Source organism: Priestia sp. YIM B13490, from assembly GCF_042787735.1.
Taxonomy (GTDB): Bacteria; Bacillota; Bacilli; order Bacillales; family Bacillaceae_H; genus Priestia; species Priestia megaterium.
In genome coordinates this window covers 573,128-587,513 of record NZ_JBHZOT010000002.1, presented here as the reverse complement: position 1 = coordinate 587,513, position 14,386 = coordinate 573,128, and the positions used below count along the sequence as shown (strand labels likewise).

Annotated in this window: 13 protein-coding genes and 1 riboswitch; of the genes, 9 read left to right on the top strand and 4 right to left on the bottom strand. The window is 37.3% G+C overall.

All coding sequences use genetic code 11. The features are described 5' to 3' along the window. Positions 1–259: 259 nt before the first annotated feature. The 4 genes from ACFX4R_RS08365 to ACFX4R_RS08350 all read left to right on the top strand — a co-directional run bounded on the left by ACFX4R_RS08365 (position 260) and on the right by ACFX4R_RS08350 (position 3,757). Complete coding sequence (locus ACFX4R_RS08365) at positions 260–634, top strand: DnaJ family domain-containing protein (protein ID WP_043980127.1); 375 nt, start codon at positions 260–262, stop codon at positions 632–634. Positions 635–670: 36 nt separating this feature from the next. Then, positions 671–1,477, top strand: coding sequence for an alpha/beta fold hydrolase (locus tag ACFX4R_RS08360; RefSeq protein ID WP_043980124.1), 807 nt, complete (start codon positions 671–673; stop codon positions 1,475–1,477). Positions 1,478–1,489: 12 nt separating this feature from the next. Further along, complete coding sequence (locus tag ACFX4R_RS08355) at positions 1,490–2,077, top strand: histidine phosphatase family protein (RefSeq protein WP_043980122.1); 588 nt, start codon at positions 1,490–1,492, stop codon at positions 2,075–2,077. Between the two features lie 360 nt (positions 2,078–2,437). Beyond that, complete coding sequence (locus ACFX4R_RS08350) at positions 2,438–3,757, top strand: aspartate aminotransferase family protein (protein ID WP_025749693.1); 1,320 nt, start codon at positions 2,438–2,440, stop codon at positions 3,755–3,757. Between the two features lie 169 nt (positions 3,758–3,926). After that, positions 3,927–4,026, top strand: a riboswitch (SAM riboswitch). 243 nt (positions 4,027–4,269) lie between these two features. Here ACFX4R_RS08350 and ACFX4R_RS08345 read toward each other — a convergent pair. Both ACFX4R_RS08345 and ACFX4R_RS08340 read right to left on the bottom strand, forming a co-directional pair. Further along, positions 4,270–4,899 (bottom strand): hypothetical protein, encoded by a 630-nt coding sequence (locus ACFX4R_RS08345; protein WP_043980119.1) that lies wholly within the window; start codon positions 4,897–4,899, stop codon positions 4,270–4,272. A gap of 53 nt (positions 4,900–4,952) precedes the next feature. Continuing rightward, positions 4,953–5,531 (bottom strand): YkoF family thiamine/hydroxymethylpyrimidine-binding protein, encoded by a 579-nt coding sequence (locus ACFX4R_RS08340; RefSeq protein WP_377569458.1) that lies wholly within the window; start codon positions 5,529–5,531, stop codon positions 4,953–4,955. Between the two features lie 513 nt (positions 5,532–6,044). Here ACFX4R_RS08340 and ACFX4R_RS08335 point away from each other — a divergent pair. Then, complete coding sequence (locus tag ACFX4R_RS08335) at positions 6,045–7,388, top strand: 5'-deoxyadenosine deaminase (RefSeq protein ID WP_043980115.1); 1,344 nt, start codon at positions 6,045–6,047, stop codon at positions 7,386–7,388. A 433-nt stretch (positions 7,389–7,821) separates the two neighbouring features. Next, positions 7,822–9,147: an NCS2 family permease gene (locus tag ACFX4R_RS08330; protein ID WP_028407655.1), complete on the top strand. Its 1,326-nt coding sequence runs from the start codon at positions 7,822–7,824 to the stop codon at positions 9,145–9,147. Between the two features lie 74 nt (positions 9,148–9,221). On the opposite strand, the gene ACFX4R_RS08325 is transcribed toward ACFX4R_RS08330, so the two are convergent. Then, positions 9,222–9,773: a shikimate kinase gene (locus ACFX4R_RS08325; RefSeq protein WP_025749688.1), complete on the bottom strand. Its 552-nt coding sequence runs from the start codon at positions 9,771–9,773 to the stop codon at positions 9,222–9,224. Between the two features lie 117 nt (positions 9,774–9,890). Next, positions 9,891–10,064 carry a YvzF family protein gene (locus ACFX4R_RS08320; RefSeq protein ID WP_080781634.1) on the bottom strand — a complete coding sequence of 58 codons (174 nt, stop codon included), beginning with the start codon at positions 10,062–10,064 and terminating at the stop codon, positions 9,891–9,893. A 199-nt stretch (positions 10,065–10,263) separates the two neighbouring features. On the opposite strand from ACFX4R_RS08320, the gene treP reads away from it, so the two are divergent. The 3 genes from treP to treR all read left to right on the top strand — a co-directional run bounded on the left by treP (position 10,264) and on the right by treR (position 14,232). Next, positions 10,264–11,727 carry a PTS system trehalose-specific EIIBC component gene (gene treP, locus ACFX4R_RS08315; RefSeq protein ID WP_028407660.1) on the top strand — a complete coding sequence of 488 codons (1,464 nt, stop codon included), beginning with the start codon at positions 10,264–10,266 and terminating at the stop codon, positions 11,725–11,727. Positions 11,728–11,742: 15 nt separating this feature from the next. After that, entirely contained in the window at positions 11,743–13,428 is a 1,686-nt protein-coding gene (treC, locus tag ACFX4R_RS08310) for an alpha,alpha-phosphotrehalase (protein WP_043980113.1), read from the top strand. Positions 13,429–13,515: 87 nt separating this feature from the next. After that, the gene (gene treR, locus ACFX4R_RS08305; RefSeq protein ID WP_013055666.1) at positions 13,516–14,232 is read left to right on the top strand and encodes a trehalose operon repressor; all 717 of its coding nucleotides are present in this window, start codon (positions 13,516–13,518) and stop codon (positions 14,230–14,232) included. Positions 14,233–14,386 lie beyond the last annotated feature (154 nt).

Below are 14,386 nucleotides of genomic sequence, written 5' to 3'. Positions count from 1 at the left end.
AAGATAACAAAACCTGATGCAGAATCGTTCATTGAATTTCAGCTAATTAAGAAACTGCTCAAGAAAGTTTGATAGTGAAAGGAGTGAAGCTCTGGAAATTATTTTACAAAGAGAGGATAGTCTATCCAAGAAGTGAAGGTAGTTCAAATTTTATAATCATAGTATAATAAAAAATACGGTTATAAAAGCTGTGTTTATTATACATCTTTTATATAGAAGGTAAGATTGAATTTTATATTTGCTTAAAGGAGGTCTTTCCTTGGATATTGCGTATATAATTGCTGAAGAAAGAATTAGACAAGCAATAAAAGACGGTGACTTTGATAAGCTGCCTGGGGAAGGAAAACCATTAAAGTTAGAAGATTTATCACATATACCTGAAGAACTGCGCCAAGCGTATAGGATATTAAAAAATGCAAACATGATAACGGATGAACAAGAGCTGAAACGAGATATGGCTACAATAGAAGAATTGATTTCTATATGCACGGATGCTAATGAAGAACAAAGGCTAACAGAGATGCTTACGGAAAAGCGTTTGCGCTTTGAGCAGCTCGTTGACAAGAAAAAGATGACAAGTTCTGCAGCTTACAGGACGTATCAGAATAAAATTTACTCCAAATTTTTTTATTAATGAGTGTAATGAACCAGACGATCGGAGGGTGAGAACTTGCGGCTGTTAATTTTATTGATTAGTATCATACTATTTATTTCGCTTTGTTTTTATATTTTTGCCCCACAAATAAAACGAGGTGCCCAATCGAAAAATGTGCCGGTTTTATTTATTCATGGCTATTTAGGCAGTCAAAAAAGCTTAGGGAAAATGATTAAACGATTTGAACAAAACGGATGGGGAACTAAAGTAGCTTACTGCGTTGTTCAAAAAGATGGAGCTATTCAGTGGAAGCACATTATGAAAGCAAAAGAGGGAAAACTTCCGCTTATTCATATCGTCTTTAAAAAGCCAGATGCCAGTATTGCACAGCAGCAAAAATGGATTGAAGCTATTATGCAAGATGTACGTGATACATATAAAGCATCTTCTGTTGATTTAGTTGGACATAGTATGGGAGGAGTAACAGCAGCAGCTGTTAGTTTGTCTAACCCTCAGTATATTCAAAAGTTAGTTACGTTAGGATCGCCAATTCAAGGATTAGATTATCAGGAATTAATGGAGATGTATCCTCATGCACGCAATCATATTGAATCTATGGGTGCTCGTGATTTAGCTTTTCACTCTATAGCGTTAAACAAGCTGTACGAAAGTCGTCAAGATTTCTCAAAAGAAATCGACGTTTTTTCAGGAGCAGGAGATGTGGGAGATAAGACAGATGGAGTGGTAACAGTAGAAAGTGCGTACGGACTGCAAGAGTTCACCGAACACATTCATCTCCACACGTTTCATGAAGCACATTCAGATTTACATGAAAGCTCAGAGGTTGATAAAGCTGTCTATCAATTTTTAAAACGGGATTAAAGGGGGATTACGATGCTTTATTTAATTAGACACGGCCAAACAGATTGGAATAAAAACAAACTTATTCAAGGGCATGCTGATATTCCGCTCAACGAAGCGGGAAAGCAACAAGCTAAACGCGTAGCGGAACGTTTTCGAGATATCCATATTGATGTAATCTATACAAGCGATTTGCTTCGCGCGCAGGAGACCGCTAGGGAAATTGCAGCTGCTGCTAAAGTAAAGAAAATGGAAGTTTGTGAGCAGCTGCGTGAGCGCTCTTTTGGAGAACTAGAATCAAAGAACGTAGAAGTTCTGCATGAGCTTGTGCCAAACTATGCGACAAATTGGGGAGAAGAGCCTTTATATAATATCGAAACACTCGAAGCGGCTCAAGAACGGATGGTTCAGCGGTTAACGGAAATTATGAAGAAGTCTATCGGAAAGAAAGTAGCAGTTGTTAGTCACGGGGCAGCAATTAATACATTCATTCATCATGTAACAAGCGGAGAACAAGGAACAGGGACTACTGTTTTACAAAATACATCGATTACAACTTTTGCTTATGAAAGTGGAAAATGGCGTCTTGAAACGATCAATGATGCCAAACATCTTGAATAAATATACTTAAAGAGGCTGTGGCAGTAGTATTTTAGTTAAGGGGAAATCCGAACGATTAATCGTTCGGATTTTTTTATGGTGATGGTGAACGTAGGTTTCATATATGTAAGTACTTCTAGCTGTTGATTGGGGGACAAGGCGAAGACTCCTGCGGGAAAAGCGGAAGGGATGAGACTCCGCATATTAATTCCATATATAAATATTTATACAATTGATTTTAATAAAAATGCATAGTAAAATAAGTTTTATTACTATTCTATTAAAGCGTTTAGTATAACTGAATTTCCTAATATTGTTTAATAAGTAACTATATTTCGGAATAAGATTAATTGATTTGTATAATTTCAAGGAGGATGTAGTATGTCAAAAGATTGGAGTCACTTATTTGAAAGAATGCCTGAATTGCTAGCACCGACGATGGCTAAAGACCATCCGAATTTGCCCGTTGTGAAAGAAGAAGGATGCTATTATTATGGATTGGATGGTAAAGAATATCTCGATTTTACTTCCGGAATCGCTACGACTAATGTAGGACACAGACATCCGAAAGTAGTAAAAGCAATCAAAGACGGAGCAGATCAATTATTGCACGGTCCTTCAGGTGTTATTATGTACGAATCGATACTAAAGTTAGCCGATGAGCTAGGAAAAGTAACGCCGGGCAATTTAGACTGCTTTTTCTTTGGAAATAGTGGCACCGAAGCAATTGAAGGAGCCTTGAAATTAGCGAGACATGTCACAAAGCGTCCGTATGTTATTTCTTTTTTAGGGTGTTTTCATGGCCGCTCGATGGGAGCTTTAAGTGTTACAACCTCGAAAAGCAAATATAGACAATTTCAGCAGCCTTCAGGACTGACGTATCAAATTCCATATGCGAATCCAAAAGAGTGCCCTGCGGAGCTAGACAGCGATGTGTACTTTACTGAAAAGCTTGAAAAAGATTTTGAAATACTCTTTAAGCACCAAGTCACGCCTGAAGAAGTGGCGGCCGTTATTTTGGAACCAGTATTAGGAGAAGGCGGCTATATTATTCCTCCGAAAAGTTGGATGAAGAAGTTAAGAGAGATTTGTGATCGTCACGGAATATTACTTATTTTCGATGAAGTGCAAACAGGATTTGGCCGTACCGGCGAATGGTTTGCTGGACAAACGTTTGATGTCGTGCCAGATATTATGGCTATAGCAAAAGGAATTGCTTCTGGAATTCCGCTTAGTGCAACGGTAGCTTCTCAAGAATTAATGAAGCAGTGGCCCCTTGGCACACATAGTACAACATTTGGAGGAAATCCTATTGGATGTTCAGCAGCACTTGCAACTCTTGAAGTGATGAAAGAAGAACAACTGCTGGATAACACGAAAAAAATGGGCGCTTATGCGTTAGAAAAGCTGCATCTTTTAAAGGACAAACATTCAATTATTGGGGATATCCGTGGTTTAGGACTTATGATTGGAATTGAAATTGTTAATCCGCATACGGGAGAAGGCGATGGAGACGCCTTATTCGAGATTTTAGACTTAGCTTTAGAAAAAGGTGTGTTATTTTATTTTTGCGGAAATGCAAGTGAAGTTATTCGCATGGTACCTCCGCTTACTGTAACAAAAGAACAGATAGATGCCGGCATTCGTATGCTAGATGAGGCTATCACTTCCTTTGAGAAAAAGTCAGCTGTAAAAGCGTGATAAAAAAATATAAAAAAATTATATATTTGTAACCTAGTTGTCATAGTAATGGTAGCGATATCATAGTTTTAGAGGGAAAACAATTTTCTGAAAAGTAGTTGACATCTGTTTGTGCAGCATGTAACATAATATTTATCTTATCAACAATTATCAACAAAATTCGACAAACTTCTTATCAAGAGAGGTGGAGGGATAGGCCCTGTGAAACCTCGGCAACGGACTTTATAGAACCGTGCCAACTCCCACAAGCAGTGCTTGAAAGATAAGAAGAGACCAGGCTTACTAACAATTGTGATCCCAACCTCTTCTTACAGGCACTTAGACACTGTAAGTGGAGGTTTTAATTTTATGACAAGAAGATGACATTTAGATAAAAAACAGCAGGCGAAATTACCTGCTGTTTTTATATGCTGTAAAATGATAAATAACCTACCATAATTCCTAGTAAAAGTACCCCAATCGTAATACCAACAATCCACCACATTATTTTTTTCATTATTTATTCCTCTTTATCAATTAACTGTAGCTGTTGATCCGCCTGAAGCGCCGGAAGCTGTACCGTAAGCAGTTTGTCTTTTGATTCCGGCATTTTTAGCTGCAATTTTCCACTGCCAGTCAATTCGCCCGTAGGCTCGATTATTTTGCACCCAAGATTTTGAGCTCTTTTTTGAAATAGACACAAGGGGGTTTACATTTTTCGTGACGACGCCTCGTACACTTTTGACTGAAGTCACCGATGAGTTTTTCGTGTAATAGTCTACATACACCGTTAGTTTTGTTGTTGTAAATCCAGCCGCTTTATAAGAAGCCGTATAAGCTGCTGTTTTGAATAAAGGTGAAGCCGTTCTTACTCCGTATGCTGCTGTACTTGCAGCTTCGACCGTGCCGCTAGTCTCTTCAATATCCATTTTTAACAGAGATGGATCCTTTAGTGATTGTACAACTTTTTGTTTTTGTTGACGCGACAGTTTTGAAAATTCATACAGTGAACTTTTATCACTTTGCGCTTTCAAGAACTGCGTGTAAGAAGCAACCGTTAAATGTGCAGGTTTTTCACTAGCCATAACAGAGTTTGGTACGACTAATAGACATAATAACGCACTTATCAGGAAAAAAGAAAAAAACGTTCTTTTTGTAGCCATATTTATATAAATCCTTTCTAGTATTCTATCTTTATAAATAGATACGAAGTAATTTATCGTTTTGAAGAAGGACTGTGTGCTGACATATTAACTGTCATCACGACACGAGCTTGCTGTACAGATTTCATAAAACATTCGTATAGAGAAGTGAATACTTTGTCCACATCTCCTTCTAAAGCTGTTGCAAAAGGCACGGTTTCGGCAAATACTCCCTGTTGTTTAACTGCGCCAATTCCGCTTTTGATGATGTCTACATAATGCGGCGTATCTAATGGATACAAAGAAAATTGAGTGGATACAGGGAACGAAGCACAAAGCTGTTGGTTTGAAGATATGTTTTCTTTTGGTTTTATTTTTCTTTCTTCAAAATATTCTTCGTGCTGCCCTGTTGAAAACGTGGCATTCAGCACAATATGCTTTCCTGATTTTCCAGCACTTTTATAAACGGCTTGCACAACTTCAAATACGTCTTTAGCACTTCCTTCAATAAACGTACTAACACGGTCCGTTTTTCGCTGAACTTTAGACATATCCACTTCGTTTAGTGCGCCTAAAATAATATCGATAAAGTTATCACTCATAACGGAAAGCGTAAAACGGCAGCCAACATTTATTTTTTCCAAGTTAATCACCCCTAAAATATAGATTTGTAGTTTTTTAATCATACAAATCATAAAATAACTTTTCTGTTTTGTATAGAAACAGAAGATAGATTCTTTATTTTTAGGAAATATTACATAGAAGAAACGAAAATAAATTGCATAACATGAAAAATAAGGGTGTTAAGAAAAGTTACATAATAAAAAAGAATAAAAAAACAATGTTAGAACTTCTGACAAAAAGCTGGTATATAGACTGAAAACACCATATTATAAATACAAGATCACATTATTCTCCTGCGATTTCGTATAACCTCTTGAAAAAGGGACTTGGGATTTTATCATAAATCCAACCTCCTAGCTGTATAATCAGCTAGGAATTTTTTTTACCCAAACTCTCTATCGCGCATGAGGTTACCTACACTTATTCAACTCAGAGCATGCACCATATATATTTAAGAACAGTGTAAGAAAGATTGCTTGAAGATGTTAGTGTTCGGCTTGAGCTAGAAATAGATAGATGTTACGAAAGAGGGGAAAGAAGGTATGACGCACACATTAATTAAAAATGCAGAGATTATTACGATGAATGAGAAGAATGATATTATTTACGGTGACCTTTATATTGTTGGAAATCGTATTGCAGCAATCGGGAAAAACCTGCATCCGGAAAAGGTAGATAAAGTCATTGACGCAGCAAATAAAACGATTGTGCCGGGCTTTATACATACTCATATCCATTTATGTCAAACGCTTTTTAGAGGGCAAGCAGATGATTTAGAGCTGCTAGACTGGCTAAAGAAGAAAATATGGCCGCTTGAAGCTTCACATGATGAAGAATCTATCTATTATTCAGCGCTGTTAGGGATCGGCGAACTCATTCAGAGCGGGACTACAACAATTGTAGATATGGAAACTGTTCATCATACGGACTCTGCTTTTCAAGCTATATCTCAAAGTGGAATCCGAGCTCTTGCAGGAAAAGTAATGATGGATAAAAAAGGCGATGATCTGCCAAAAGCTCTGCAGGAGACAACGGCTGACTCGATCAAAGAAAGTGTAGAGCTGCTTGAAAAATGGCATAATTCAAATAACAGTCGTATTCGATACGCATTCTCCCCAAGATTTGTGCTGTCGTGTACGGAAGATTTGCTGCGTGAAGTGAGCCATTTATCAGCTGCATATAATGTCCATGTACATACTCATGCTTCTGAGAATCAAGAAGAAATTCGCATCGTAGAAGCTGAAACGGGTATGAGAAATATCATGTACTTAGATCATTTAGGATTAGCCAATGAACGCCTTATTTTAGCGCACTGTGTGTGGCTAAATGATCAAGAAAAGCAAATTATTAAGAATCAAGGAGTAAAAGTTAGTCATTGCCCAGGCTCAAACTTAAAACTTGCATCGGGAATCGCAGATGTGCCCGGTTTATTAGAGCAAGGTGTATTTTTAAGTCTTGGCGCTGACGGTGCTCCTTGTAATAATAATTTGGATATGTTCAACGAAATGAGGCTGGCCGCTACGATTCATAAACCCTCGCACGGACCAACGGCCATGAATGCAAAGCACGTGCTAGAAATGGCTACAATCGGCGGAGCGAAAGCAGTCGGGCTTGAAAAAGAAATTGGAAGTTTAGAGGTCGGGAAAAAAGCGGATCTTGCTATTTTAAATTTAAATCAGCTTCATACTTTTCCATCTTACGGCGTAGACCCTATTTCCAGAGTTGTGTATTCAGCAACGCGAGGAGATGTAGAATTAACGATGGTTGATGGAGAAATTGTGATGGAAAATCGCGTGTTAAAAACAATTGACCAAGGAATTGTATTGAAAGAAGCAAATCATTCGATTGATCGTCTTTTAAAAAGAATCCCGCTTTTGATTTCATAAGATGTAAAACAAAGAAGAGGCTGGAATAAAAGTATTTTAGCAAAAGTAAAACTCGAATTATTAATCGGAGTTATTGATTAATAATTCGAGTTTTTTTGTTGTCAAGGTGAACGTAGGTTTCATCTGTTTATTTGTCTTGAGAATGGATTTATTTAGTGATGTCTTAATCTCTTTTTTGTATAAATGAGTAAAAAGAGTACTCTTGCAACAGACTAAAAAGATAAGAGAAATAAATTTTCAAAATTCCAAACTAACGGAAGATAAAAATTTTTATAATGATAGCGTTTTCTACCTTTGCATATCTACAAATTAAGACTATAATAGGACAAAAGATTTTACTTTGCAACGTAAAATCCTCCTAAATCGTGTCTTTTTTAGGACATTTGAATAGGTAGGATTTTTTATTTTTTTTAGAAGTAGGGAGGCGCGCGTGTTGGAGCGTAACGGAATATTAGAGCGCTTGTTTAAACTATCAGAGCGCAACACAACACCAAAACAAGAAATACTAGCAGGACTTACAACTTTTATGACGGTCAGTTATATGGTAATTGTCAACCCCATTATCATGTCTGACGCGGGTATCCCCCGCGAAGCGGCGCTTGCAGCTACCATTTATGCCATTGTATTTAGTACGTTACTGATGGCTCTATGGGCAAATTTCCCGATTGTAACCGGTCCAGGGATGGGTTTAAATGCGTTTTTTACGTATTCAGTAGTATTAGGGCAAGGATTGTCATGGCAAACGGCACTTGGAGCAGTTTTTATATCCGGGGTCTTATTTTTTGTTTTAACGGTAACAGGAATACGCGGAAAGATTATTGATGCCATTCCGAACGTATTAAAGTCTTCCATAGCAGTTGGAATTGGTCTTTTTGTTGCGTTTATCGGTTTGAAAAACGCTGGATTAGTTGTGGCAAACGAGTCTACTTTTGTAGGGCTTGGAAATGTCATGGATAAAGGTCCCTTACTGGCTATTTTTGGGCTGATATTAGCAGCTGTACTGATGGCTAAAAATGTAAAAGGCGCTCTCATTATAAGTATTTTTGCTACGACAATATTAGCGATGATTGTAGGAGTACAAGCAGTTCCTCATTCCTTGAAAGACGTCTTTTCAGCTACGCCGCCAAGCGTTGGAGAAACATTTTTTCAAATGGATTTAAAGGGTGCAGTTGCCTACGGCATTTTTTCAGTTGTATTTTCTTTCACCATCGTAGAATTATTTGATACGCTAGCGACATTGATTGGATTATCTAAAAAAGCAAACTTGGTAGATAAAAACGGTAAAATTCCAGGTTTAAATCGCGCGCTTGCAGCGGATTCAATCGGTACAATGGCGAGTGCTATTTTTGGAAGCACTGCGTTAAATACGTATATTGAAAATGCAACAGGTATTGCAGAAGGAGGGCGTACCGGCTTAAAGGCATTAACGGTTGCCATCTTATTTATATTTACCTTGTTTTTTGCACCGCTCATTCAATTTATCCCAAGTGTTGCTACTGCTCCGGCACTCATTATTATTGGTTCGCTTATGCTGAGTGACATTCGAAACGTTAACTTCGACGACTTTACTGAAGTTGTTCCCGCTTTCTTAACAATTGTCATGATGCCGTTAACCTACAGCATTGCAGAAGGTTTAGCATTCGGCTTCATTTCATACACAGCGATTAAACTGTTTACAGGACGCCGTCGCGAAATTCATTGGATGATGTATGTGATCACAATTGCCTTTTTTATCAATTTTTATATGAGTTCGCATTAGGGATGAAAAAAGACGTAGCATTAAGCTACGTCTTTTTTTGTAAAGGCTTGTTAAGGGAACGAATTTTTATTTCATTAAGGTTGATAAATGTCCCAAGCTGTTTTTAATGAATCAACGATATAGTTAGCTACTTCTTCAATATCTAAATTATCAGTTTCAACTTTCGAATGGTGATTGGAATAGATAGCTTGACGATCGTAAAATAGCTTTTCAATATCTTCTAAGCTTCTTCCTTGTAAAACAGGGCGGCTATCAATAATTAAACTAATGCGTTCTTTCCAAGAATCCCAAGATAAATCTAAAAAGAATACGATGCAGTTAGATAAACAAATCTCTTGAATTTCTTCTTGTAAAAAAGCGCCTCCCCCTAAAGAAATGATTTTTAAACGCTGCTGTGAAAGTCGATTTATTACTTCTTTTTCTTTTTGTCTGAAGAAAGTTTCACCGTGCTCTTTAAAAATCTGAGAAGTAGGCATATTAAATTCTCTTTCGATTTCTTGATCTATATCAACAAAATCTCTATACAATTTTTTGGCAACCATTTCTCCAATAGTTGTTTTTCCTACCCCCATAAAGCCGATAAATACAATACTTTTCTCTCTAAGAGATATGTCGTTATATGCCATTTTTAAGCCTCTTTCTGATTTTTAAATACAAATCGGATGTTATAGTAAATACTGAAATTATAATATAAATCCTTTAGTTTGTAAAAGCTACTATTCTTCTCTGAAATAAACCGGAAATTATTTTTTAGGATGCATGGAAAGATACACCCGAGTATCTTTTTTGCGCTCGTACTTTGGATTAGCGCTTCGCGTATATTCTTTTGACTGATGTTCTATATGGTAGTTCTGTTCAAACTGTTTGATTGCTTCATTAATTTCTTCTTGTTTTCCCATTAATCTTACTTGCAGCATTGTAACGTCTCCTTCCATATACTTTGCCTTTTGACTATATCATGAAATGAAAAAGAAGTAATTTTATTTTTGTTGACGAACCTGTATATACAGGTTAGAATAAAAACATAAAACTTGTATATACAGGTTTGCGGTGAGATTTATATGGGGGATAGGAAATACAGGAGTAAAATGAAAACGGAAACAAGGGGGAAAAGACATGAATCGAGAATCTGTTGAACGCATTGTAGAAGCCGTTGGCGGAAAAGAAAATATTTCTGCTGCAACGCATTGTGTAACGCGCCTTCGACTTGTTTTAAAAGATGAAGGTAAAGTCAATCAACGTATGCTAGATGAGCACGAATTAGTAAAAGGATCTTTTTCTACAAACGGCCAGTTTCAAGTTGTCATTGGTCAAGGCACGGTCGATAAAGTATACAAAGAAATGGTGGCGCTTACAGGGATAGGCGAACTATCAAAAGAAGAAGTGAAAAACGAAGCGGCTAAAAACTTAAATCCGCTGCAGCGTGCAATAAAAACATTAGCTGACATTTTTATTCCTATTTTACCGGCCATCGTAACCGCGGGTTTATTAATGGGAATAAATAATGTATTAACAGGAGCAGGAATTTTTTACGATGATAAATCAATCGTAGATGTTCATACACAGTGGAAAGACTTTGCGAGCATGATTAATTTAATTGCCAATACGGCTTTTGCCTTTTTGCCGGCTCTTATTGGATGGTCAGCTGTTACGCGTTTTGGAGGAAGCCCTTTATTTGGAATTGTCCTTGGGCTCATGCTGGTCCATCCTGATTTGCTAAATGCCTGGTCTTATGGAGAAGCATTAAAAAAAGGAAGTATCGATACGTGGAATTTATTTGGCCTGCACGTTGAGAAAGTCGGCTATCAAGGACAGGTTTTACCTGTGTTAGCTGCTTCGTTTGTGTTAGCAAAAATCGAATTGTTTTTACGAAAACGAATACCGGATGGTTTTCAGCTTTTAATTGTAGCGCCTGTAGCTCTTTTAGTAACAGGGTTTCTCGCTTTTATTGTGATTGGTCCGATTACATTTGCAATAGGAAATGTGATTACAGGTGCAGTTGTATGGCTGTTTAAAACGGCTCCATTTATTGGAGGACTTGTATACGGCGGCTTATATGCTCCCCTTGTTATTACGGGCATGCACCATACATTTTTAGCCGTAGATTTACAGCTGATTGGAAGTGTGGGAAGTACGTTCTTATGGCCAATGGTAGCATTATCTAATATTGCACAAGGCTCTGCGGCTTTTGCGATAATGATTCTTTCAAAAAATGATGAGAAATTAAAAGGACTGTCTTTAACGTCAGGGATTTCAGCGTGGCTTGGCATTACGGAACCTGCAATGTTTGGTGTGAATTTACGCTTTAGATTTGCTTTTATTTCTGCAGTGATTGGTTCAGCTATTGCAGGTGTCGTCATATCTGTGGCAGGAGTGAAAGCAGCATCGGTGGGAATTGGGGGTATCCCTGCTCCGTTATCAATTGTTCCACAAAGCTGGCCAGCTTTTATTATTGGAATGGTAATCGTAATTGTGGTGCCGTTTCTTTTAACGTTAACGCTTGGAAAGCTTCAGAAAAAATCAACTGTTACATCAACTGTCGCGGCTACAGAATCGTTTCAACATAATCCAAAGAATTAAATGGTGGTGTTAAAAATGCAAGAACCTTGGTGGAAAAAATCAGTTGTCTATCAAATTTATCCTAAAAGCTTTTACGATACGACTGGCAACGGCGTGGGTGATATAGCTGGTATTATTAAAAAGCTAGATTATTTGAAAAAGCTTGGCGTAGACGTTGTGTGGCTAACGCCAATTTATAAATCGCCGCAGCGGGATAATGGATATGATATAAGTGATTATTTTGTTATTCAAGAAGAATACGGAACAATGGAGGACTTCGATCGTTTAATAACAGAAGCGCATAAGCGGGATCTTAAAATCATCATGGATATTGTCGTTAACCATACGTCAACTGAACATAAATGGTTTCAAGAAGCTAAAAAATCGAAAGATAACCCGTACAGAGATTTTTATATTTGGAAAGATCAAAAAGAAGATGGAAGTGCTCCGACGAATTGGGTTTCAAAATTTGGAGGTTCGGCGTGGGAGCATGATAAGCTGACAGAACAATCCTATCTGCATTTGTTTGATGTCACGCAAGCGGATTTGAACTGGGAAAATGAGCGTGTGCGCCGCAGCGTGTACGATATGATGACGTTTTGGTTTGAAAAAGGAGTAGATGGATTTCGTCTGGACGTTATTAACTTAATTTCAAAAGATCAGCGCTTTTTAGATGATGATGGTTCTATCGCACCAGGAGATGGACGGAAATTTTATACCGACGGTCCTCGCGTTCACGAATATATGCGAGAAATGAATCAAGAAGTTTTTTCAAAATACGATAGCATGACCGTTGGGGAAATGTCGTCGACAACTGTTGACCACTGTATTCAATATTCTCATCCGGACCGGGGCGAGCTTAGCATGACGTTTAATTTTCATCATTTGAAAGTCGATTACCCAAACGGAGAAAAGTGGGCGCTAGCAGATTTTGATTTTATTAAATTAAAAGAGATTCTATCAACTTGGCAAACGGAGATGAATAAAGGAGGGGGATGGAATGCACTATTTTGGTGCAACCATGATCAGCCTCGCGTTGTTTCCCGCTATGGAAACGATGAACTCTATCATAATAAATCTGCCAAAATGCTCGCTGCAACGATTCATCTGATGCAGGGAACACCTTATATTTATCAAGGGGAAGAAATAGGGATGACAAACCCGAAGTTTTCCTCTATTGATGAATATAGAGATGTGGAGTCATTAAATGTGTATGAGATAAAACGTGCACAAGGAATGAACGAAAATGAAATTTTGGAGATTTTAAAACATAAATCAAGAGATAATTCCCGTACACCGGTGCAATGGAGCGATGAGCCAAATGCAGGTTTTACAAAAGGAAAGCCGTGGATTAATCCAGCCGATAACTACCGTGAAATTAATGTGGAAAAAGCGTTAGATGATGAAGATTCAATTTTTTATTTTTATCAAAAGCTTATTGCACTGCGCAAGCAGTACGAGATTATCACCTATGGAAACTATGAATTGATTCTTGGAGAAGACGAGCAGATTTTTGCTTATATCCGAAATGGAGCAGATGAAAAGCTGTTGGTTATAAACAATTTCTACGGCAGCGAAACGACTTTTGAACTGCCAGAAAATCTAACTTTTGAAGAATATCATAGTGAAATATTGCTGTCTAACTACGAAGATTCATCAAAGGAATTCAAGCAAGTCTTCCTTCGGCCGTATGAATCAATCGTGTATCATTTAAAAAAATAGAGAAAAAGTAAAAAGAACGATGGGTGACAATCTATCGTTCTTTTTATACAATTGGGTATATATAGAAAGTAAAATAGGTGATGGCAATTGAAAGAAAATAAATTTATCAGCATTTACGAACAGTTAGTCGATAAAATTAAACGCGGTGACTGGCGTCCTAATACAAAACTTCCTTCTGAAAATGAACTTGTTGAACAGTATCAAACGTCTCGTGAAACGATACGGAAAGCGTTAAATTTACTTTCACAAAATGGGTACATTCAAAAAATGAAAGGAAAAGGCTCATTTGTATTGGACGTATCACGCTTTGATTTTCCAGTATCAGGACTTGTTAGCTTCAAAGAAGTAGCGGAAAAGCTGGGACATACATCGACCACTATTGTAAAAGAGTTTGAGTTAGTCAAGGCCGATCAAGACCTGTGCACACAGCTTGGGGCGACGAAAAAAGATCTTATATGGAAAGTGGTTCGAGCGCGGGAAATCGATGGGGAGAAAATTATTTTAGATAAAGATTTTTTTCATAAAAAGTATGTTCCTCACCTCACAAAAGACATATGTAAAGGCTCTATTTATGAATACTTAGAAAAAGATCTTGGGCTGAAAATAAGCTTTGCCAAAAAAGAAATTTCCGTTGACGAGCTGACGGACGAAGATAAGTGTTACTTAGATTTAAAAGACTATGAACATATTGTGGTAGTAAGAAACTATGTGTATTTAGAAGATGCAAGCCTTTTTCAATATACGGAATCACGTCATCGTCTGGATAAGTTTCGTTTTGTAGATTTTGCCCGAAGAGGTATATAATGGTTCACTGCCTATAAGTTTTATCTTTTTGTACATGTTTATAAAAAAACTGCTTTGGTATAAAAAACAAAGCAGTTTTTTTATGGGGAAAATTGAAAAAACGTGATCCTTTTGACGATAAAATTTTAAAAAGGTTGAATTTTTCTTTGGAGTT

Bases quoted from the DNA above. Each gene is read 5' to 3' on its own strand.
- ACFX4R_RS08320 (WP_080781634.1), bottom strand. From the start codon at position 10,064: ATGCTGCAAGTAAGATTAATGGGAAAACAAGAAGAAATTAATGAAGCA.
- treC (WP_043980113.1), top strand. From the start codon at position 11,743: ATGCAAGAACCTTGGTGGAAAAAATCAGTTGTCTATCAAATTTATCCT.
- ACFX4R_RS08335 (WP_043980115.1), top strand. From the start codon at position 6,045: ATGACGCACACATTAATTAAAAATGCAGAGATTATTACGATGAATGAG.
- ACFX4R_RS08345 (WP_043980119.1), bottom strand. From the start codon at position 4,899: ATGGCTACAAAAAGAACGTTTTTTTCTTTTTTCCTGATAAGTGCGTTA.
- ACFX4R_RS08350 (WP_025749693.1), top strand. From the start codon at position 2,438: ATGTCAAAAGATTGGAGTCACTTATTTGAAAGAATGCCTGAATTGCTA.
- treP (WP_028407660.1), top strand. From the start codon at position 10,264: ATGAATCGAGAATCTGTTGAACGCATTGTAGAAGCCGTTGGCGGAAAA.
- ACFX4R_RS08325 (WP_025749688.1), bottom strand. From the start codon at position 9,773: ATGGCATATAACGACATATCTCTTAGAGAGAAAAGTATTGTATTTATC.
- ACFX4R_RS08355 (WP_043980122.1), top strand. From the start codon at position 1,490: ATGCTTTATTTAATTAGACACGGCCAAACAGATTGGAATAAAAACAAA.